Origin of the sequence: Streptomyces sp. NPDC021356 (assembly GCF_040641015.1) — a bacterium.
Lineage (GTDB): Bacteria > Actinomycetota > Actinomycetes > Streptomycetales > Streptomycetaceae > Streptomyces.
In genome coordinates this window covers 70,086-90,132 of the sequence record NZ_JBFACU010000009.1, presented here as the reverse complement: position 1 = coordinate 90,132, position 20,047 = coordinate 70,086, and the positions used below count along the sequence as shown (strand labels likewise).

The following is a 20,047-nucleotide window of genomic DNA, read 5'->3' as shown; positions in this document are numbered from 1 at the left end:
CTGTTGCGCATGATGCAACGCCCGGCGGAATGTCGCTCCCGTCAGTGGACCTCGGTCACCAGCACGTCCAGCGACCAGGGCCGTCCCGCGCCCGCGGGGGCCTGGGCCTCCACCTCGTACCCGAGGTCGCGCAGCGCCTCGACCAGCTCGGCGGGGTCCGTCGGGGCGGCCCCGGCCGACAGCAGGCTCCGGACGATCCGTCCCTTGGTGGCCTTGTTGAAGTGGCTGACCACCTTCCGGGTGGGCGCGTGCAGCACCCGTACGGTCGCCGTCCGCCCGGCCACCTCGCCCTTCGGCTTCCACGCGGCGGCGTACGCGGCGGACCGCAGGTCCAGCACCAGCTTGCTCCCGGCCGCCTCGGGCAGCACCGCCGCCATCGGCGCGCGCCAGTACGCGCCCAGCGCGCCGAGCCCGGGCAGCTTCACCCCCATCGAACAACGGTAGGAAGGGATCCGGTCGCTCACCCGGACCGCGCCCCACAGCCCCGAGAAGACCAGCAGCGAGCGCGCCGCGCGCCGCTTGGCCGCGGTCTCGAGGGAGGCCAGGTCGAGGGCGTCGTAGAGGACACCGGTGTAGATCTCACCGGCGGGCCGCGTGCCCGCCGTGCGCAGCCCGGCGTTCTTGGCGACCTCGCCGCGCAGCCCCTCGCTCAGCCCGAGCACCTCGCGCGCCTTGTCGTTCGCGTCGGGGTCGCCGCAGCAGAGGTCGACCAGCTCGTCGAGCACGGCCCTGCGGGCCTCGGTGAGCCCCGGCAGGGACAGCGAGTCCAGCTTCAGCGGGGCGCCTCGGCCGGGAGCGGCCTTGCCTTCGGAGGGCGGCAGCAGGACGAGCACGGGTTCTCCTTCGGGTAGGGCTCCCGGTCAGCGTACGGGGAGGGCGCTGGGCCTTCCGGCGCGGGCGGCCGGACGCGGCCTCACCCCCGCCCGAGGGCCGCCACCAGGCGGTCGGGCTCGTCGGCGTGGAAACGGACGACGCGGACCTGACGGCGGCGGCCGAAGAAGGTGGTGTGCACGACCGGCTCGGTGAGTTCCAGGGTGAGGGTGGTCTGCCCGTTCACCGCCAGCTCCAGTTCGCGGTCGGCCTGCCGCGACTTCGGGGTGCACGCCTCACGGCGTACGGAGGCGATCCGCTCCAGCGGTACGCGCAGGTCGACGTGGGCGGCCCGGCGGATCCGCAGGGTGTCGGCGGTGAGCACGTGGGGGCGGACGGCGGAGGCGGCGTGCAGGGCCACCACGAGGAGGATGGTGTACACGTCCAGCACCAGCATGGTCTGTTCGACCGTGGGCCAGTCGCGCAGCATCACGGACGTGCCCAGCAGCTCGATCACGCACACGAAAGCCAGTCCGAACATGTTCGCCCCCTGCCCGCGGGCGTGCCCGAACGTCCTTCCGTCGCCCCCGGCGTGGGTGCGCCGGCCCAGCCACAGCGCCAGACTGCCCAGCAGTCGCAGCTCGTGCCGCATCAGCACGTACGCGGTCCTCATCGCGCTTCCTCCCCCGGCGAGCAGGGCCGTTCCCGCCGCCCTCGCCGCCTGCGTCGTTCCTGTCGTTCCTGTCGTTCCTCCAGATCATGCCCAACGCGCCGCGTACGGCGGCTGCTTGGGGGCGCGAGGTCCGCGCACATCGCGCGCAGGAAGCCGTGGTCGTGGTCGACCGCGGCCTCCGGCAGCAGGGCGGCGGGGGTCAGCCCGGCCAGGACGCGGGCGGCCCGGGTGACGCGCGGATCGCCCGGGCCGCAGGGACCGGCGCCGGCGAGGCGTCCAGCAGCGCGTACGCCCCCACGCGCCCTGGCCGGCGCCCCGGGGGGCCCAGGGCCTCGCGCACCCGGTCGGCAGGCGCTCGCGGTCCGCCGGACCGACCGCGGTCACCAGCAGAGCGAGCCCAAGGTCAAACGCGTCCGGCAGGCCTGCCGAACCAGCGTTCGAGCGCTGCCGACAGGGAATCGGCGCCCTCCGCCGCTCCCGTACTCGTACCGCTGCTCCCGGCCGCCCTCGTGTCCGCCGCCCAGGCCACGAATCCGTCCGGCCGCACCAGCAGCGCGGCGAGATCCGGGTGGCCGGTCCCGGTGCACCGGCTGCTGACGACGGCGACCCGGTCGCCGTACCCCTCGGCGCACGCCCGCGGCTGCGGGTCGTCGGCGAGGTCGAGGAGCAGTCCCCGGCCCTCGTGCAGGTGGTCGCCGAGACGGCTGCCGTCGGCGAGCTCCAGGTCGGGCGCGCTCGCGCCGACGAGCGGGTGGTCGCCGGGCAGGTCGTAGCGCTGCCAGACGCCGGAGATCTGCTTCACCAGGTACGTCGTCCCGGACGTCGTCAGCGCCAGGCCGGTCACGACCCGGCGCAGCGCGCGGGCGTGCCGGTCCGGCCGCATGAGGGCGATCTGGGCGCGGGTCCAGTCCAGCACCCAGGCGCCGATCGGATGCCGTTCGGCGGTGTAGGTGTCCAGCAGCCCCTCGGGCGCCCGGCCGCGCGCCACGGCCGCCAGCTTCCAGCCGAGGTTCAGCGCGTCCCCGATGCCGAGGTTCAGCCCCTGCCCGCCGAACGGGGAGTGCACATGGGCGGCGTCACCGGCGAGCAGCACCCGGCCCCTGCGGTACGTGCTCGCCTGGCGGGCGTTGTCGGTGAAGCGGGTCACCGAGTGCACCTTCGTCACCGTCACGTCCGGGACGCCCGAGACCCGGCGCAGACTGGCCTGCACCTCCTCGGCGGTGACGGGCGCGGACCGGTCGGCGGGCGGCCCGTCGAACTCGACGGTGAGGACCCGGCCCGGGAAGGGTCCGTGGACGTACGTACCGACCTCGGTCGTGTTCCAGCCCTTGCCCAGCTTCTCGGCGCCGGTCAGGTCGGCGACGGCCTGGTAGCCGGTGATCTCCGGGGGCGTGCCGGGGAAGTCGAACCCGCCGAGCTTGCGGACCGTGCTGCGCCCGCCGTCGCAGCCCACGAGCCAGCCGGTCCTTACCCGTCGCGGGGCGGAGCCGTCGGCCGGGACGAGATCCACGGTGACGCCGTCGTCGCCCCGGTCCTCGAACCCGGTCAGTTCGACACCGCGGCACACCTCGACACCGGCCCGCTCGGCCCGCGCGGCGAGGATCCGCTCCAGTTCCGCCTGCGGGACGCCGAGCCCGGCCTCGGCCGCGGGGCCGACGCCGGCGAAGGCCGGGTCGGAGTCGTCGAACAGGTCCGCGCTCATCATGATCCCGGCGAAGTGCCCGGCGAACTTGGGCGGCAGCCGATCCGAGCCACCACCGCCACCGCCGCTGCCGTCCCCGCCGTTGCCGCCGTTCGGGCCGGCCTCTTGCAGGAAACCGCGGATCCGGTCCAGCGTCCGCTCCCACACCTGGGTCAGCTCGGGCAGCAGGCCCCGCCGGTAGAACGCCACGGCGCTGGGCGTGTTGATCGAACCCGCCTTGATCGTCTCGTCCACCTCGGCCAGCCGCTCCGCGACCAGCACCCGGGCCCCGCCGAGCCGCAGCTCGCAGGCGAGGAAGAGTCCCACCGGCCCGGCGCCGGCCACCACCACGTCGTAGTCCGTCATGGCGTCACTGTAGCCACTAAAAATTTATATCGGCTATATTTTCTTCATGAACGCCCAGCAGCAGCCCGGCGAGAGGCCCTCACCGGAACCGGCACCCACCCCGAAGGAGCCGTCCGCACCGGAGCCGTCCCTGAGGGAGCGCAAGAAACGGGAGACCCGGCAGCGGCTCTCCGACGTGGCGACCGGACTCTTCCTGGAACACGGTTTCGAGCAGGTGACCGTGACGGAGATCGCCCGTGCTGCGGGCCTCTCCCCGATGACGGTCTTCAACTACTTCCCGCGCAAGGAGGACCTGTTCCTCGACCGCATCCCCGAGGCGATCGGCCTCGTCACGGGGGCCGTGCGCGGACGCGCGCCGGACGAGCACCCGCTCACCGCGCTCCGCCGCCTCGTCCTCGGCCTCCTCGACGCCGGGCACCCGCTGTCCGGCGTACGCGACCGCTTCGTCCCCTTCCTGCGGGTCGCCGCCGCCTCACCGGCGCTGCGCGCCCGCGCCCGCGAGGCGGTGGAGGAACTGGAGGACGCGCTGACCGGGGCCCTCGCCGAGACCGCACCGGACCTGCCCGAGCCCCGGCTCCTGGCCGCCCTGGCCGTCGCCGCGTACCGCACGGTCTGCGTCACCTCCGCGGGCCGCCTGCTGGCGGGCGAGCGGGCCGCCGGCATCGTCGACGACCACCGCCGGCGCCTGACCGCCGCTTTCGACGCCCTGGAACGCGCCTTCCCCGCCCCCACCGCGTGACGAGACCACGTCCCGGCGCCCGGCCCCCTTCCCGGCCGGTATCATGGTCGGCACGGCAGACGAGCCGGGCGGGCGGCCGCGTGAAGTTCCCGAGAGGGAACCTCCCGAGGAACGTCCGGGCTCCACAGGGCAGGGTGGTGGCTAACGGCCACCCGGGGTGACCCGCGGGACAGTGCCACAGAAAGCAGACCGCCGGGCGCTTCGGTGCTCGGTAAGGGTGAAACGGTGGTGTAAGAGACCACCAGTGCCCAAGGTGACTTGGGCAGCTAGGTAAACCCCACCCGGAGCAAGGTCAAGAGGAGCGCCGTCAAAAGCGCTCTGCGCGGACGTTCGAGGGCTGCCCGCCCGAGTCCGCGGGTAGACCGCACGAGGCCGGCGGCAACGCCGGCCCTAGATGGATGGCCGTCGCCGGAGGGCCCGCGAGGACCCTCCGGAACAGAACCCGGCGTACAGCCCGACTCGTCTGCTGTTGTCCTGCCCCAGAGCCCGGCCCCCGGCCCCGCTGCCGGGCGTCAGTCCTGGGCCGTTCCGTCCGTCTCCGCCGTCCTCCCCGTCCCCTTGGTTGCCAGGGACCGTTCCCTGACCCTTGCCAGGTGGTGGTCGAAGACCTCTCGGGCGTCCGGGGTGAGGGTGCGCAGGGCGACCAGGGCTGTGATCACCACGTCGCACAGCTCCGCCTCGACGTCCTGCCAGGTGTGCGTGGTGCCCTTGCGGGGGTTCTGGCCGGTCGCGCCGATGACCGCCTGGGCGGCCTCGCCGACCTCCTCGGAGAGTTTCAGCATCCGGATGAGAAGGGTCTCGCGGGAGTCGTGCGCGCGGTGGCCGTCGAGCCAGGCCCACAGGGCGTCGATGGATGCCCAGGGCTCGGCGGTGGGGCGGTCCGGGTCGGGGTCGGTCATGGGCGCAGCATCCCATGGTCCCGGGAGGGGGAGAAGCGCGGGACGAACGGGCCGGACGCGGGACGAACGGGCCGGACGCGGGGCGAACGGGTCGAGCGCGGGACGAGCCCGCCGCCGCTATCCCTCGCCCTCGAACAGGGTCTCCTGCCGTCCCTCCTTCTGCCGGCGCAGGTGCCTGACCCGGGCGCCCAGGACCACCGCCGTGCCCGCGGCCGTCGCCGCGAAGGCGGCGGGGACCATCCAGCCGCGGTTGACCGTGTGGCCGAGGGCGTGGTCCAGGGAGAGGCGGCCGGGGCCGGTGACCGCGAGGCCGGTGGCGGTCAGGCCGAGTGAGGCGGCGTACTCGTAGCCGCCGCTCTGCGCGAAGAACCCGTTGGGGGCGTGCAGCGCCGCGGCGCCCGCCATCGCGCCGGCCGCCGCCGCACCCGCCGCCGGGGTGGCCAGGCCCAGGGCCAGCAGGAGACCGCCGCCCGCCTCCGCGAGGCCCGCCGCCGTCGCGCTCGCCCTGCCCGGACGGTAGCCGACGGACTCCATGAACCGGCCGGTCCCCTCCAGGCCGGCCCCGCCGAACCAGCCCAGCAGTTTCTGGGCGCCGTGCGCGGCCAGGACGCCGCCCGTCCCCAGGCGGAGCAGCAGCAGGCCGAGATCACGCCGGTCGTAACAGGTCACCGTGACTCCCCGGGAGGGTCGGAAGGTATGAAGGACTGATGAAAGGGGTTAATGGGGTCAAGAGGGGCAAGCTGGACTGAGGGGCTTTTCTGCACCCTTCCACTCCCGTGTCGCGTCGGCCCGTCCTGCGTGGCGTTCGGGTGGGGACAGGGGCCGGGCCCTGCCTGACGTGGTGTGACGTCGGCCGAGAGGGCGTCGCCGTCCGCCGGGCCGACACCCCGCCTGTCCGCCGAGCCGAGGCGCCGCCTGTCCGCCGATCCCGCGCCCCGCCTGTCCGCCGAGCCGAGGCGTCGCCTGTCCGCCGATCCCGCGCCCCGCCTGTCTGCCGAGCCGACGCCCCGCCTGTCCGCCGAGCCGATGCCCCGGCCGTCCGCCGAGCCCGCGGTGCGCGGGAGCTCTTGCGCTCGTGTGCGCTTCAACTCCTAGCCTCCTCGGCCATGGAGAACATCAACCCCGACTTGACGGGGACCACCGCCTTCACCGGGACCAGGGTGCTCGGACGCAGCGGTATCGAGGTCAGTGCGCTCGGCTTCGGCTGCTGGGCCGTCGGCGGGGAGTGGCAGACCCCGGACGGGCAGCCCTGCGGCTGGGGGAAGGTCGACGACGAGGAGTCCGTACGGGCGATCCACCGCGCCCTCGATCTCGGCATCACCTTCTTCGACACGGCTGACGTCTACGGCTGTGGGCACAGTGAGCGGCTGCTCGGGCGCGCCCTCGCCGGCCGCCGTGACGAGGTCGTCGTCGCGACGAAGTGGGGCAACCGTTTCGACGAGCGCACCCGGACCGCGGACGGCCAGGACGCCACCCCCGAGTTCGCCCGGCGCGCGCTCACCGCCTCCCTCGCCCGGCTGGGCACCGACCGCATCGACCTGTACCAGCTGCACATCTCCGACGCCGAGCCGGAAGCCGCCGCGGAACTCCGCGACGCCTGCGAGGAGTTCGTGCGCGAGGGGCTGATCCGTGCGTACGCCTGGAGCACCGACGACCCGGACCGCGCCGCCCTCTTCGCCCGGGGCCGGCACTGCACGGCCGTACAGCACGCGCTCAACGTGCTCCAGGACGCGCCCGCGATGCTCGCCCTGTGCGAGGAGGCGGAGCAGGCGAGCGTCAACCGCAGCCCGCTCGCCATGGGCCTGCTCACCGGCAAGCACGCGGGCGGCGCGCCCCTGGAGGCGGGGGACATCCGCAGCCGCCCGCCCGTCTGGCTCCCCGGCTTCCGGGCAGGGGCGGGCGCCGACCCGCGGTGGCTGGAGCGCGTGGAGGCCGTGCGCTCCGTCCTGAGCAGCGACGGCCGTACGCTCGCCCAGGGCGCCCTCGCCTGGCTGTGGGCGCGCAGCCCGCGGACCGTGCCGATCCCGGGCTTCCGGTCGGTGGCCCAGGCCGAGGACAACGCGGGCGCCCTCGCGAAGGGGCCGCTCACCGCCGCACAGCTCGCGGAGGTGGACCAGCTCCTCGGCAGGTGAGGACGGGGGAGGGGGAGCGGGCGAAAGGGGCCGCGTGGGAGGCCGTGTGCGGTGAGCGACATGAGTGACACGGCGTCCCTCCTTCGGTGATCTTTTGATCAGCCTTTGAAGACCCGTCGTGCACCGGCCCGCTCTCACTTTGTACGGTCCCGGAGTGCGCGATTCCTCTCCGTCCCCCCGGCCGTCCCCCTTTCCGCCCCCCTCGCCGTCCCGTCGCTCCCTGCTCGCCCTGGCCGCCGCGGCCCCCGTGGCCGTCGCTACGGGCGGCCCCGCCTCGGCCGCCACCCAGGCGGCCCCAGCCGCCCCAGCCGCACCCGCCACGGTCATCGGCGGTGAGCGGCTGGCCCATGCCGGCGTCCAGGTGCGGGGTGTGAGCGGTCTGCCCGGCAAGCTCTCCGCCCGCGCCTGGCTCGTCGCCGACTGGGCGAGCGGAGAGGTCCTGGCCTCCTATCGCGCGCACCAGCGCCTCGCGCCCGCGTCCACGCTGAAGATGCTCTTCGCGGACACCGTGCTGAAGAAGTTCGACCGCACCGAGCGGCACACCGTCACGGAGGCGGAACTGGCCGACATCCCCTCCGGTTCCAGCCTCGTCGGCATCCAGGCCGGGACCACGTACACCGTCGAGCAGTTGTGGCAGGGCGTGTTCCTGCGCTCGGGCAACGACGCGGTGCACGTCCTCGCCCACATGAACGGCGGTGTCGCCCGCACGGTCGCGGAGATGCAGGCCAAGGCGGAGGACCTGCAGGCCCTGGACACCCACGTGGTCAGCCCGGACGGGTTCGACCACCCGGGGCAGATCTCCTCCGCCTACGACCTGACCCTGTTCGCCCGGCACGGACTGCGCAACGCCGACTTCCACGGCTACTGCGGCACCCGCACCGCGGACTTCCCGGCCGGCAGGAAGAAGACGTTCCAGATCCAGAACACCGACCGCCTGCTGACCGGTTCGTGGGGCCTGAAGTCGTACGACGGCATGATCGGGGTGAAGAACGGTTACACCAGCAACGCCGGGAACACCTTCACCGGGGCCGCGGTCCGCGGGGGCCGCACCCTGCTCGTCACCGTGATGCACCCCGGGATCGGCAGCAACGCCGTCTACGAGGAGACCGCCGCCCTGCTCGACTGGGGCTTCGCGCAGGGCGGTTCGGCGCGGGCGGTGGGCATCCTGGTCGAACCGCTGAGCGAGGGCGGGGCGAAGGCGGGTGGGGCGCCCGGCCCCAAGGCCGCGGCCGGGTCCGAAGCGGGGGCGACGGACTCCGTGGCCGGCGGCGGCCCCTCGGCCTGGCGGTTGCTGGAGGGGGCGGGTGGCACGGCCGCTCTGCTCGCGGGCGGCGTGTGGGCGCTGCGCAGGCGCCGGGCCGCGGCGCGGGCGGGGGACTCGGGGGGCCGTCACCGCCGTTGAGGAGCGGAGCGTGCCCGGAGGCCCCGGGGCCGGACCGCGATCTACACAAGCGGAATAGGTAACTCCGTACCGTACGAGCCGGTCGACGGCATATGCTCGACCTCTCCTTCACCAGAGTTTCACAGTTGGAGCACCGAGCGTCCACCGCCCCGGACTGTCCGGTCTGTCCGCACCTTTCGGACTGCCTGGGCCGCCTGGGCCGCCTGGGCTGCCCGGGCGGTCCAGACTTTCCGGGCCGTCCGCACCCGTCCGGTGCTCCCTTCGGCCACATTCAGGGGAGGGGTGCGGAAGCCGTTCCACGGCACCGGCTGGGGGTGGATCCCGCGCGAGACGCGGGGTGCGCACCGGGCCGTGGAACGGCTGCCGCGCGCGCCGGAGCGCGCGCCACGTTCAGCCCAGGCCCCACGTTCAGCCCAGGCCCCACGTTCAGCCCAGGCCCCACGTTCAGCCCAGGCCCCGCGCTCGGTCCCGGCCCACGTACGGCATCGTCGTCGCGTTCAGCCCCGGCCCACGTACGGCATCGTCGTCGCGAGCACCGTCGCGAACTGCACGTTGGCCTCCAGCGGCAGTTCCGCCATGTGCCGGACCGTGCGTGCCACGTCGGCGACGTCCATCACGGGTTCCGGTGCCACCTGGCCGTTCGCCTGCAAGGCGCCGGTCTGCATCCCGACCGTCATGTCGGTGGCCGCGTTGCCGATGTCGATCTGCCCGACCGCGATGCGGTACGGCCGCCCGTCCAGCGACAGCGCCTTGGTCAGGCCGGTCAGCGCGTGCTTGGTGGCGGTGTAGGGCGCCGAGTGCGGCCGGGGCGTGTGGGCCGAGATCGAGCCGTTGTTGATGATCCGGCCGCCCTGCGGGTCCTGCTCCTTCATCTGCCGGTACGCCGCCTGCGCGCACAGGAACGCCCCGTTGAGGTTGGTGTCCACCACGTGCCGCCACGCCTCGTAGGACAGGTCCTCGACGGGGACGCCGCCGGGGCCGAAGGTGCCCGCGTTGTTGAACAGCAGGTCCACCCGGCCGAACCGTTCGACGGTCGCGGCGAACAGTGCCGTCACGTCCTCGGGGCGCGCCACGTCGGCGCGTACGGCGAGCGAGGCGGCCCCGGGAGCGAGGGCCGCCGTCTCCTCCAGCGGCTCCGGGCGCCGCCCCGCCAGGGTCACGGACCAGCCCGCGCGCAGCAGCTCCACGGCGACGGCCCGGCCGATGCCGGAGCCCGCGCCCGTCACCACGGCGATCTTCGATGGGGTCTCAGTCATGGCACCGGAGCGTACGAGCACGGTCCGCCATACGGAATCCCGGGTCCGCCATACGGATGCCGGGCGGTGTGCGGCAGCGGCACGTCACACGAGCGCGGGCTCAGCTCCGGGTTCCGCCGCCTCCCCCGGGTAGCGCACCCCGATCCGCTCCCGGACCGCGTCCAGCGTCCGCATCACCGCGAGCGTGCCGTCCAACGGCACCAGCGGCGACTCCGTCTCCCCCGCGCGCAGGGCGCGCATCACCTCCAGCGCCTCGTGCCGCAGGCTGGAGCGCGGGCCGTCGGCCGGGTCGGCCGTGAACTCCTCGGGGTCGCGGCCGTCGCGGTGCAGCACGAACCGCTCCGGGTGGAAGAAGCCGGACGGCACGTCGATGCGGCCCCGGGAGCCGGTGACCGAGGCGGTCGTTCCCGTACCGCCGGTGATGGAGCAGTGCAGCTGGGCCAGCACCCCGCCGTCCCAGGAGAGCAGGGCGCCGGTCTGGAGGTCGACGCCCTCGGCGGAGAGCACGGCCTTCGCCGAGACGTCCGACGGCTCGCCGAGCAGCAGGTGGGCGAACGAGACCGGGTAGACGCCCAGGTCGAGCAGCGCCCCGCCGCCCAGGTCCGGGTCGCGCAGCCGGTGCGCGGGCGGGAAGGGTCCCTCCAGTCCGAAGTCGGCCTGCACGGTGCGCACGTCACCGATCGCCCCGTCGTCGACGAGGGCCTTCAGCCGCCGCACCAGCGGGTTGCAGTACATCCACATGGCCTCCATCAGGAAGCGCCCGTGGCGGCGGGCCAGCGCGACCAGTTCCGTGGCCTCGCGCAGGTTCAGCGTGAACGGCTTCTCGCACAGCACGTTCCGCCCGGCCTCCAGGCACAGACCGGCAGCGGCGCGGTGGGCGACGTGCGGGGTGGCGACGTAGACGACGTCGATGCCGGCGTCCCGCGCCAGTTCGTCCCAGGTGCCGTATGCCCGCTCGATCCCGAACCGCTCCGCGAACGCCTCGGCCGGCTCCGCGCGGCGCGAGGCCACCGCCACGACCTCGGCGTCCGGCAGGTCCACCAGGTCAGCGGTGAACGCGGCGGCGATCCCGCCGGTGGCCAGGATCCCCCAGCGCACTTTCCCTCCCGCCCCACCGGACGGACCGGCGGATGCCTGGCCGGACGGTCCGGCGGATGCCCGACCGGACGCCCCGTCAGGTGCCCCACCGGACGCCCCGTCACACGCCCCTCCGGACGCCCCACCGGACGTTCCAGCAGACGCCCCAGCGGATATTCCAGGCATTACCGGACCCCACCCTCGCTCATGCGTTCCTCGGCACGGTGTACGAGCTGAGAGCATAGGTGGCGGACCAGTCGGAGAGGGAGGGACACATGTCCGAGGGAGGGGCGTCGGCACCGCACAAGCCGGCCGCGGGGGAAACGGCCGTACCGCGGGCGAGACCCGAACCCACGCCACCACCGGCACCCACACTGCCACCGGCACCCACACCGCCGCCGGTCCGCGCCGCCCGCCGGGCCGGTCTCCTGGTGACGTTGATCCTCGGCAGCCTGACCGCCACGCCTCCGCTCGCGATGGACATGTACCTGCCCTCGCTGCCGGAGGTCACCCGGTCCCTGCACGCGCCCGCCGCGACCGTCCAGCTCACCCTGACCGCCTGTCTGGCCGGCATGGCGCTCGGACAGCTCGTGGTCGGCCCGATGAGCGACCGGTGGGGGCGCCGCCGCCCGCTGCTCGCCGGACTCGCGGTCTACGTCCTCGCCACCGCGCTGTGCGCCCTCGCGCCGAACGTCGAGATCCTGGTCGCCTTCCGGCTGGCGCAGGGCCTGGCGGGCGCGGCCGGCATCGTGATCGCCCGGGCGGTCGTCCGCGACCTGTACGACGGCGTGGCCATGGCCCGGTTCTTCTCCACGCTCATGCTGATCTCCGGGGTCGCGCCGATCGTCGCGCCGCTGATCGGCGGGCAGATCCTGCGGGTGACGGACTGGCGGGGCGTGTTCGTCGTCCTCACCGTGGTCGGCGCGCTGCTGGCCGCGGTGGTGTGGACGAAGCTCCCGGAGACCCTGCCGGCCGCCGAACGGCACGAGGGCGGCGTGGGCGAGGCGCTGGGCTCGATGCGGCGGCTGCTCGCCGACCGTGTCTTCACCGGTTACATGATCGCGGGCGGCTTCGCCTTCGCCTCCCTGTTCGCCTACGTGTCCGCGTCGCCGTTCGTGATCCAGGAGATCTACGGTGCCTCCCCGCAGACGTTCAGCCTGCTGTTCGGGCTCAACTCGATCGGGCTGGTCGCCGTCGGCCAGATCAACGGCAAGGTGCTGGTCGGCCGGGTCCGCATGGACCGGGTGCTGGGAGCCGGACTCGTCGTCGTCATCGTGGCGGCGACCGCGCTGCTGCTGATGGCGGCGGGCGCCTTCGGAACGGTGGGCCTCGTGCCGGTGGCCGCCGCGCTGTTCGTGCTCATGTCCGCGATGGGCATCACCATGCCGAACACCCAGACGCTCGCGCTCATGCGCACCAAGCACAACGCCGGTTCCGCCTCCGCGCTGCTCGGCACGTCCTCCTTCCTCATAGGCGCGATCGCCTCCCCGCTCGTCGGGATCGCCGGGGAGCACACCGCCGTGCCCATGGCCGTGGTCCAACTGGTGGCGGCCGTGGTCGCGCTGGGCTGCTTCCTGGGAATGTGCCGTCCGTGGAACGCGTCCACGCCGGCGGAACCGGCGCAGGGAACAGAGGGAGCGGAGAGCTGAGCGTGTCGAGACTGCGCCGGGACACTCCGGCCAGGGCCGGGCTCGACCCCGCCGAACTGCACGAACTCGTCCGCGAGGTGCACGCCCTCACCGCCGGGAGGCGACCCTGGGCGGCGGGCGCCGTCGTGGTCGCCGGGCGCGGCCCGGTGATCGCCGCGACCCATGCGGCGGGCTGGGCCCTGCGGTACGGGTCCTACGACCCCGACACCGACCGCGGCATCGAACTCCCGCCCGAAGCACGGGTCCCCATGACCGTGGACACCCCCTTCGACCTGGCCTCCGTCACCAAGCTGTTCACGGCTGTCGCCGCGATGCAGCAGATCGAACGGGGCACGCTGGGCGTCGACGCGCGCGTGGGGGCGTACCTGCCGGAGTTCCACGCCGCCGCCGCGCACGGCGTCACCGTACGGCAGCTGCTCACCCACACCTCCGGCCTGCGGCCCGAGATCCCGCTGTACGACTGCCCGGACCACGCCGCCCGGCTCGCGCGGCTGCGCGCCGAGCCGCCGGTGGGGGTGCCCGGCACCTACACCTACTCCGACCTCAACCTGCTGCTCCTCCAGCACATCCTGGAGCGCATCACCGGCCGTTCCCTGGACGACCTGATCCACGAGGGGATCACCCGCCCGCTCGGCATGACGGACACCCGCTTCGGCCCCTGCCCCGGCGCGGCGGCGACCGAGGACCAGCGGCGGCCCTGGGCCAAGGCGGACCGCGGGATGCTGCGCGGCGAGGTCCACGACGAGAACGCCTGGGCGCTGGGCGGCGTGGCCGGGCACGCGGGGCTGTTCTCCACCGCCCCCGACCTCGCGGTCTTCTGCCGCGCGCTCCTCGCGGGCGGCTCCTACGGGTCCGCCCGCATCCTCGGCCCCGACTTCGTCGAACTCCTCCTGGCCCCGCCCGGTCTCGGCTTCGCCGTGGACCAGCCGTCGTTCATGGGCGAGCTGGCCGGACGGGGAGCGGCGGGCCACTGCGGCTTCACCGGCACCTCCGTGGTCCTCGACCCGGCGACGGACACCTTCCTGGTGCTGCTGGCCACCACCGTGCACCCGCGCAGACGGCGCCCCGACAACCGCCCGCGGGCGGCGGCGGCCACCCGCCTCGCGCGGGCCGTACGCGGGACGTGAGCGCGCCCCGGCCACCCGCCGCGGGGCGCCGAGCACCCCGTACGGGCTGAGAGAATCGTGCGGTGAACGACGTCGTACTTCCGTCGGAGACCCTCCGTGCCGCGCTCCTGGGGCTGCTCGACGGGCTGCCGCCGCGGCAGGCCGCCGGGGCCGTGGAGCGGCTGATCGCGAACTACCGCGGCAGCACCCCCACCGACACCCCGATCCTGCGCGACCGCGCCGACGTGGCCGCGTACGCCGCGTACCGGATGCCGGCCACCTTCGAGGCGGTGCGCTCGGCGCTGGCGGCGTTCGCGCGGACCGTGCCCGGCTGGACGCCCGGCAGCCACGTCGACGTGGGCGGCGGGACCGGGGCCGCGACCTGGGCCGTCGCCGCCACCTGGGCCGGTCGGCGGCCGGTCACCGTGCTCGACTGGGCGGAACCCGCGCTCGCCCTGGGCCGGGAGATCGCCGCCGCCCACCCCGACCTGCGCGGCGCCCGCTGGCAGCGGGCCCGCATCGGCGCGGCGCTCGACCTCGGCACGACCGACCTCGTCACCGTCTCCTACGTCCTCGGCGAACTGACCGCCGCCGACCGGACGGCCGTCGTCGACGCCGCCGCGAACGCCGCGCAGAGCGTCGTCGTCGTCGAACCGGGCACCCCCGACGGCTACGCCCGCGTCATCGAGGCCCGCGACCGGCTCGTCGCCGCCGGCTTCCGGATCGCCGCGCCCTGCCCGCACAGCGCCGCCTGCCCGATCGTGCCCGGCACGGACTGGTGCCACTTCTCGGCCCGGGTCAGCCGGTCCTCGCTGCACCGGCAGGTCAAGGGCGGCTCCCTCGCCTACGAGGACGAGAAGTTCGGCTACGTCGCCGCCACCCGCCTGCCGGACGCCACGCCCGCGCCCGCCCGCGTCGTACGGCGCCCGCAGATCCGCAAGGGACAGGTCCTGCTCGACCTGTGCGAGCCGGACGAGCAGCTGCGCCGCCGTACGGTCACCAAACGCCACGGCGACCTGTACAAGGCGGCCCGGGACACCGACTGGGGCGACGCCTGGCCGCCGGACGGACCGCAGGCGTAGCGGACGGGCCGCAGGTGTGGCGGACGGGCCGCAGGCGTAGCGGACGGCCGCAGGTGTGGCGGACGGACTGCAGGTGTGGCGGACGGGCCGCAGGTGTGGCGGACGGGCCGCAGGTGTGGCGGACGGCCGCAGGTGTGGCGGACGGACTGCAGGTGCGCCGGACGGGCCGGAGGTGTGGCGGACGGCCGCAGGTGTGGCGGACGGGCCGGAGGTGTAGCGGACGGACTGCAGGTGCGGCGGACGGGCCGCAGGTGTGGCGGACGGGCCGCAGGTGCAGCTCCGGCCGACGGGCCGTACGCGCAGGCCCTCCTCAGTCGCGCAGCTCCAGCGAGCAGCACTTCACCCCGCCGCCGCCCTTGTGCAGCTCGCTCAGGTCCACGCCGACCGGTGTGAAACCGCGCTCCCGCAGTGCGTCGCACAGCCCCGCCGCCGCCTGCGGCAGCACCACGTGCAGACCGTCGGAGACGGCGTTCAGACCGAACGCGGCGGCGTCCTCCCCGGTCGCCACCAGGGCGTCGGGGAACAGCCGGCGCAGCACCTCCCGGCTGCCGGGGGAGAAGGCGCCCGGGTAGTACGCCACCTCGTCCGCCGCGTCGTCGAGGACGGCGAGGGCGAGCCCGAGGTGGTAGAAGCGGGGGTCGACCAGTTCCAGGCCGACCACCGGGCGGCCCAGGAACTCCTGCGCCTCGCCGTGCGCGAGCGGGTTGGTGCGAAAGCCCCGCCCGGCCAGCACCCAGGAGGCGGTGACCGTGAAGTCGCCCTCGCCCTCGTTGATGTGCACGGGCACGTGCAGGTGCGCGAAGCCGTTCCCGGCGTACCACCGCAGGTGCGCCTCGGCCTCCGGCTCCCGCTGCGCGTGGGCGAACCGGGCGCCGAACACCCGCCCGTCCACCACCAGGGAGCCGTCCGCCGTGAACACCATGTCCACCAGCCCCGGCTGCGGGACCAGCACCTCCACCGCATGGCCGAGGGACCGGTACACCTCGCGCAACTGCTCCCACTGGGCCAGCGCCAGCGGCGCGTCGACCGGCTTGTCCGGGTCCATCCACGGGTTGATGGAGTACCCGACGGCGAAGTGCGCGGGCGGGCACATCAGATAGCGCCGGGGACGGGCGCTGCGGGTACGGGCCAAGGCGGGCTCCTCGGGGAGATACCACAGGGACAGGGACGTCGTACCTGCGTGCTCGGTGGCCGGGTCGCTTGGTGCCATGGTGCGCCGGACACGGCCGTCGCGCGCGGGCCGGGGGGCCGCCTTCGCCCGCGCGGGTGGCACAGGCGACACGCGCGCGGTGAGAGGGAGCCCCCTGCCACCGACCGGCGGGCCGGCCCGGACCGTCCCGGACCGTCCCGTCGTCCCCGCTACTGCCGACTGGCGAGACGGCCCGTCTCACGTGCCTGCTACCGTCGGCCCATGGCCAAGAAGCCCGCCCCCGACGCCGCCCGCCGCAGTGAGAGGTCCCGCCGCGCGATCTACGACGCCGCCCTCGCGCTCGTCGCCGAGGCCGGCTACCCGAGGACCACGATCGAGGGCATCGCCGCACGGGCGGGGGTCGGCAAGCAGACCATCTACCGGTGGTGGCCGTCGAAGGCGGACGTCCTGCTGGAGGCCTTCCTCGACCTCTCCGAGCAGGGCGCACGGCAGAGCGGCGAGAAGCTGGGGGAGGCGCAGGGCAGCATCCCGGACACCGGCGACCTCGCCGCCGACCTGAAGGCCGTGCTGCGCGCCACCGTCGACGGACTCCTCGACCCGAAGTTCGAGGCGCCCTCGCGCGCGCTCGCCGCCGAGGGCCTGGTGAACGAGCAGCTCGCCCGGCAACTCGTGGCCCGCCTGCTGGAGCCGCAGCTGCAGCTGTACGTGCGCAGACTGCGCTCCGCGCAGGAAGCCGGAGCCGTACGCCCCGACGTCGATCCGCGCATCGCCCTGGAACTCTTCGTCTCCCCGCTCGCCCAGCGCTGGCTCCAGTACACCGGCCCCCTCTCCTACGAGTACACCGACACCCTCGTCGACTACGCGCTGCACGGCCTCACCCCGCGCTGAGCCCAGCCCCCGGACCCGCGCACAGCGCCCCGCACCGAGCCCAGGCCCGCCTCTGCGCCCGCTCCCGCGCCGGGCACCCGTGTCGAGCCCTCGCGCTGAGCCCCCGGCCCGCTCCCGCGCCGGGCACCCGTGTCGAGCCCTCGCGCTGAGCCCCCGGCCCGCACCCGTGCCGAGCCCCCGGTCCGCTCCCGGCATCCGTGCCGAGCCCCCGCACCGAACCCCGCACCGAACCCCGGGCCGCCTCCGGCCCGCCCCCCCGCCCGGCCCCCATGCCGAGCCCCCGCGCAGCCCCGGCGCAGCGCCCCTTGCGCCCGCGCTGCGCCCCCGTGCTCCGCCCCGCGCGGAGCGCCGTGGCCTCGCCCCGCCCACCCCGGATACGGGCTCCGGTCACCGAAGGCGCAGGATGGTGGGACCATGGAGAACCACGGAGCATGCTGTCCAACCAGCGAGGCGAGGGGATAGATGAGCGGCGCGGAGTTCGGCGGCCGTACCGGCCGGCAGGGCAAACTCTCCCAGTGGCTGCGCGGACGCCGCCCGAAGGAGGCCCCCGGCGACGGCGGCCGGGAGGCCCTGCTGGTCGCCACCGCCGACGCGGGACTGCCCCTCGCGCCCGCCGCGCACCCGGGGTCCGGCTACGGCTGCTCCTGCGACCGCGTCGGCTGTCCCACCCCCGCCCGGCACCCGGTGTCGTTCGCCTGGCAGACGCAGTCCACGACCGACCGCGCCCAGGTCGAGCGCTGGGCCAGGCACCAGCCGCAGGCGAACTTCATCACCGCCACCGGCATGACCCACGACGTCCTCGACGTGCCGCTGGAGGCCGGGCAGGAGGCCCTGGAGCGGCTGCGGACCAACGGGGTCGAGGTCGGCCCGGTCGCGGAGAGCGACGACGGGCGCATGCTGTTCTTCACCCTCACCCGGGGCACCCCCGAGGAGGAGGACGAGTGGTGGCCGTGCGAGCTGGACTGCCACCCGGAGACCATGGACGAGCACCCCGGGCTGCGCTGGCACTGCCGCGGCTCCTACGTCCTCGTTCCCCCCGCCCGGCTGCCCGGCGACACGGGCCGGGCCGTGCGCTGGGTCACGGGCCAGGGCCCGGAACACCCCCTCCCGGACCCCCTCACGCTCCTCGAAGCCCTCACCGACGCCTGCGCCCGCCACACCGCGCAAGACCCCACCGACACGAACGCGGCCTGGCCCCTGAGCCACTGAATCCGGCCGCGGGACCTAGGACCGCGGGCCCCAGGACCACTGAACCCGGCCGCGGGCCCTCGGACCACTGAACCCGGCGTTCGGTGCCTCAGCCGCCCTGCGCGGACGTCATGCCCTGCACGCGGCCCACGACCGACACCTTCCTGCCCGCCGCACCCGCGCCCGCGGCCGGGTCCAGCGCCACCTCGTTGGAGACGAACTCCATCGTCAGCGACTGCTTGATCTCCCCCTTGGTGAGCGCCCGTACGCCCTTGTTCGGGGTGGGCACCGAGGCGCCCGCGGCGGCCGTCTGCTTCTGGTAATGGTGCGTGGCGAAGAACACCAGGGCCCCGCCGTCGGCCGTGCGCAGCGCGAGCGGGGCGTAGTCGCCGCCGGTCAGCGGCTCGTCGATGTACTGGTTGGCCAGGCCCGGCCGGACCGCGTTCTTCGCGCGCAGCGCGCGCCAGCCCGAGGTGTGCACACCGGGGGCGAACGTAGCGCCGCCGTCCTTCAGACAGGCCGCGTACTGCCGGCTCAGCCCGCCGGGCGCGGCGGCCAGGCCCGGGGAGTCGGCGGGCACGGCCTCGGCCCAGCCGTCCGCGTCCACGCGGAACTTCGGCACCTGGCCGTCGGCCACCAGCGTCAGGTACGCCACCTGCCACTTCTCGGTGAGCGCGTGCCGCGTGAACACCAGCAGCCAGCGCGCGCCGCCGCCCTTGTTTCCCTTGGCGTCGGCGAGGAACCAGCGCGGCCAGCCGGCTTTCTTCGGGATCGTGAACTTCACGTCCGTCAGCGTCAGCGGCGTGTGCGCGGGGTTGCCGGCCGGGCTGTTGACGTGCCCTGCCTTCAGCCGGGCCCCGTCGATCGCGCCGAGCGCGCCGGTGACGTGTGCGGCGTCCAGTGAACTGTCGTACGCCTTGTCGGCCTTGTTGTACGCGGACGTGAACTGCGCCAGCGCCGTCGCGGCCTCGGCCCGGGTGGCGGCCGGGAGCACCTCGCGCTCCCCGTGCACCACCACGCACCCGCCGGCGGTCAGCGCCAGCGCGGTCACCGAGGCCGCCAGCGCGGCCGTCCGCTCAAGCCTGCGAAGCCTTCGAGGGCCGCGACCCCTGCTCATCAGCTACCGTCACCTTCCCCTTCCCGGAGGCGAACCCTACCGGGGCGAAGAACACGGTGAGCGTCGGGACCAGGTACAGCAGCCACACCGTGACCTGGAGGACGGTCGGGTCGGGCTGGAAGTTCAACACGCCCTTCAGGAGCGTGCCGTACCAGCTGTCCGGCGCGATGGTGCCGCTGATGTCGAAGGCCAGGTTCGTCAGCCCCGGCAGCCAGTTCGCCTCCTGGAGGTCGTGGAAGCCGTACGCGAGCACGCCCGCCGCGACCACGACCAGCATGGCGCCGGTCCAGGTGAAGAACCTGGCCAGGTTGATCTTCAGCGCGCCCCGGTAGAACAGCCAGCCGAGCAGGACCGCGGTGGCGATGCCGAGGGCCACGCCGATCAGCGGGCGCGGGGTGCCGTCGGAGGCCGCGTGCACGGACGCCCACACGAACAGCGCGGTCTCCAGGCCCTCGCGGCCCACCGCCAGGAACGCGGTGGCGACCAGCGCGCCGGTGCCCATCGCGAGGGCCGCGTCCAGCTTGCCGTGCAGTTCGGACCTCAGGTGCCGGGCGGTGCGCCGCATCCAGAACACCATCCACGTCACCAGGCCGACCGCGATGACGGACAGCGAGCCGCCCAGCGCCTCCTGCGCCTCGAACGTCAGCTCCTGGGAGCCGAATTCGAGGACGCAGCCGAAGCCCATCGCGATGGCGACCGCGATGCCGATGCCGGTCCAGATCGGCCGCAGGGCGTCCCTGCGGCCGGTCTTGACCAGATAGGCGATGAGGATGCACACGACGAGGCTGGCCTCCAGCCCCTCGCGCAGACCGATCAGATAGTTGGAGAACAC

The 20,047-nt window shown here is 74.3% G+C and carries 18 protein-coding genes and 1 other RNA gene; 9 read left to right on the top strand and 10 right to left on the bottom strand.

From position 1 onward, the window contains the following. Positions 1–41 precede the first annotated feature (41 nt). The 3 genes from yaaA to AB0G56_RS14185 form a co-directional block, all read right to left on the bottom strand. Positions 42–833, bottom strand: a complete 792-nt coding sequence (yaaA, locus tag AB0G56_RS14195; RefSeq protein WP_360968617.1) for a peroxide stress protein YaaA — start codon at positions 831–833, stop codon at positions 42–44. Between the two features lie 80 nt (positions 834–913). Then, positions 914–1,483, bottom strand: coding sequence for a hypothetical protein (locus tag AB0G56_RS14190; protein WP_360968614.1), 570 nt, complete (start codon positions 1,481–1,483; stop codon positions 914–916). 403 nt (positions 1,484–1,886) lie between these two features. After that, complete coding sequence (locus tag AB0G56_RS14185; RefSeq protein WP_360968611.1) at positions 1,887–3,530, bottom strand: FAD-dependent monooxygenase; 1,644 nt, start codon at positions 3,528–3,530, stop codon at positions 1,887–1,889. 46 nt (positions 3,531–3,576) lie between these two features. On the opposite strand from AB0G56_RS14185, the gene AB0G56_RS14180 reads away from it, so the two are divergent. Continuing rightward, positions 3,577–4,269: a TetR/AcrR family transcriptional regulator gene (locus AB0G56_RS14180; RefSeq protein WP_360968609.1), complete on the top strand. Its 693-nt coding sequence runs from the start codon at positions 3,577–3,579 to the stop codon at positions 4,267–4,269. A gap of 60 nt (positions 4,270–4,329) precedes the next feature. After that, positions 4,330–4,735: RNase P RNA component class A (gene rnpB, locus AB0G56_RS14175), an RNA gene on the top strand. Between the two features lie 46 nt (positions 4,736–4,781). Here rnpB and AB0G56_RS14170 read toward each other — a convergent pair. Both AB0G56_RS14170 and AB0G56_RS14165 read right to left on the bottom strand, forming a co-directional pair. Then, a complete protein-coding gene (locus AB0G56_RS14170) occupies positions 4,782–5,168 on the bottom strand; it encodes a MazG-like family protein (RefSeq protein ID WP_360968606.1) in 387 nt (128 codons plus the stop codon). Positions 5,169–5,285: 117 nt separating this feature from the next. Beyond that, positions 5,286–5,837: a DoxX family membrane protein gene (locus tag AB0G56_RS14165; protein WP_360968603.1), complete on the bottom strand. Its 552-nt coding sequence runs from the start codon at positions 5,835–5,837 to the stop codon at positions 5,286–5,288. Between the two features lie 437 nt (positions 5,838–6,274). Between AB0G56_RS14165 and AB0G56_RS14160 the strand changes: the two genes are divergently transcribed. Both AB0G56_RS14160 and AB0G56_RS14155 read left to right on the top strand, forming a co-directional pair. Next, complete coding sequence (locus AB0G56_RS14160; protein ID WP_360968601.1) at positions 6,275–7,300, top strand: aldo/keto reductase; 1,026 nt, start codon at positions 6,275–6,277, stop codon at positions 7,298–7,300. 154 nt (positions 7,301–7,454) lie between these two features. Beyond that, entirely contained in the window at positions 7,455–8,702 is a 1,248-nt protein-coding gene (locus AB0G56_RS14155) for a serine hydrolase (RefSeq protein ID WP_360968598.1), read from the top strand. Positions 8,703–9,199: 497 nt separating this feature from the next. On the opposite strand, the gene AB0G56_RS14150 is transcribed toward AB0G56_RS14155, so the two are convergent. Beyond that, on the bottom strand, positions 9,200–9,958 hold the full coding sequence (locus tag AB0G56_RS14150) for an SDR family oxidoreductase (protein WP_360968595.1): 759 nt from the start codon (positions 9,956–9,958) through the stop codon (positions 9,200–9,202). 84 nt (positions 9,959–10,042) lie between these two features. Next, positions 10,043–11,056 (bottom strand): Gfo/Idh/MocA family oxidoreductase, encoded by a 1,014-nt coding sequence (locus AB0G56_RS14145; RefSeq protein WP_360968592.1) that lies wholly within the window; start codon positions 11,054–11,056, stop codon positions 10,043–10,045. 254 nt (positions 11,057–11,310) lie between these two features. Between AB0G56_RS14145 and AB0G56_RS14140 the strand changes: the two genes are divergently transcribed. The 3 genes from AB0G56_RS14140 to AB0G56_RS14130 all read left to right on the top strand — a co-directional run bounded on the left by AB0G56_RS14140 (position 11,311) and on the right by AB0G56_RS14130 (position 14,872). Then, positions 11,311–12,684: a multidrug effflux MFS transporter gene (locus AB0G56_RS14140; protein WP_360968589.1), complete on the top strand. Its 1,374-nt coding sequence runs from the start codon at positions 11,311–11,313 to the stop codon at positions 12,682–12,684. A gap of 2 nt (positions 12,685–12,686) precedes the next feature. Then, positions 12,687–13,811, top strand: coding sequence for a serine hydrolase domain-containing protein (locus tag AB0G56_RS14135; protein WP_360968586.1), 1,125 nt, complete (start codon positions 12,687–12,689; stop codon positions 13,809–13,811). Between the two features lie 62 nt (positions 13,812–13,873). Further along, positions 13,874–14,872 carry a small ribosomal subunit Rsm22 family protein gene (locus AB0G56_RS14130; protein WP_360968583.1) on the top strand — a complete coding sequence of 333 codons (999 nt, stop codon included), beginning with the start codon at positions 13,874–13,876 and terminating at the stop codon, positions 14,870–14,872. 310 nt (positions 14,873–15,182) lie between these two features. Here AB0G56_RS14130 and ddaH read toward each other — a convergent pair whose 3' ends face one another. After that, the gene (gene ddaH / locus AB0G56_RS14125) at positions 15,183–16,004 is read right to left on the bottom strand and encodes a dimethylargininase (RefSeq protein ID WP_360969089.1); all 822 of its coding nucleotides are present in this window, start codon (positions 16,002–16,004) and stop codon (positions 15,183–15,185) included. Between the two features lie 279 nt (positions 16,005–16,283). Between ddaH and AB0G56_RS14120 the strand changes: the two genes are divergently transcribed. After that, the gene (locus tag AB0G56_RS14120) at positions 16,284–16,910 is read left to right on the top strand and encodes a TetR/AcrR family transcriptional regulator (RefSeq protein ID WP_360968580.1); all 627 of its coding nucleotides are present in this window, start codon (positions 16,284–16,286) and stop codon (positions 16,908–16,910) included. A 462-nt stretch (positions 16,911–17,372) separates the two neighbouring features. Next, entirely contained in the window at positions 17,373–18,119 is a 747-nt protein-coding gene (locus AB0G56_RS14115) for a bifunctional DNA primase/polymerase (protein ID WP_360968577.1), read from the top strand. Positions 18,120–18,207: 88 nt separating this feature from the next. Here the strand turns inward: AB0G56_RS14115 and AB0G56_RS14110 are convergent, their stop codons facing one another. Together AB0G56_RS14110 and efeU are read right to left on the bottom strand one after the other, a co-directional pair. Then, the gene (locus AB0G56_RS14110; protein WP_360968574.1) at positions 18,208–19,215 is read right to left on the bottom strand and encodes a hypothetical protein; all 1,008 of its coding nucleotides are present in this window, start codon (positions 19,213–19,215) and stop codon (positions 18,208–18,210) included. After that, on the bottom strand, positions 19,175–20,047 hold the full coding sequence (gene efeU, locus AB0G56_RS14105; RefSeq protein ID WP_360968571.1) for an iron uptake transporter permease EfeU: 873 nt from the start codon (positions 20,045–20,047) through the stop codon (positions 19,175–19,177). The genes AB0G56_RS14110 and efeU overlap by 41 nt, the downstream gene beginning before the upstream one ends.

Excerpts from the sequence above, each read along its gene's own strand:
- AB0G56_RS14180 (WP_360968609.1), top strand. The coding sequence starts at position 3,577 with ATGAACGCCCAGCAGCAGCCCGGCGAGAGGCCCTCACCGGAACCGGCA.
- AB0G56_RS14160 (WP_360968601.1), top strand. The coding sequence starts at position 6,275 with ATGGAGAACATCAACCCCGACTTGACGGGGACCACCGCCTTCACCGGG.
- AB0G56_RS14190 (WP_360968614.1), bottom strand. The coding sequence starts at position 1,483 with ATGAGGACCGCGTACGTGCTGATGCGGCACGAGCTGCGACTGCTGGGC.
- AB0G56_RS14185 (WP_360968611.1), bottom strand. The coding sequence starts at position 3,530 with ATGACGGACTACGACGTGGTGGTGGCCGGCGCCGGGCCGGTGGGACTC.
- AB0G56_RS14140 (WP_360968589.1), top strand. The coding sequence starts at position 11,311 with ATGTCCGAGGGAGGGGCGTCGGCACCGCACAAGCCGGCCGCGGGGGAA.
- AB0G56_RS14170 (WP_360968606.1), bottom strand. The coding sequence starts at position 5,168 with ATGACCGACCCCGACCCGGACCGCCCCACCGCCGAGCCCTGGGCATCC.
- AB0G56_RS14150 (WP_360968595.1), bottom strand. The coding sequence starts at position 9,958 with ATGACTGAGACCCCATCGAAGATCGCCGTGGTGACGGGCGCGGGCTCC.
- AB0G56_RS14120 (WP_360968580.1), top strand. The coding sequence starts at position 16,284 with ATGGCCAAGAAGCCCGCCCCCGACGCCGCCCGCCGCAGTGAGAGGTCC.
- AB0G56_RS14110 (WP_360968574.1), bottom strand. The coding sequence starts at position 19,215 with ATGAGCAGGGGTCGCGGCCCTCGAAGGCTTCGCAGGCTTGAGCGGACG.
- AB0G56_RS14115 (WP_360968577.1), top strand. The coding sequence starts at position 17,373 with ATGAGCGGCGCGGAGTTCGGCGGCCGTACCGGCCGGCAGGGCAAACTC.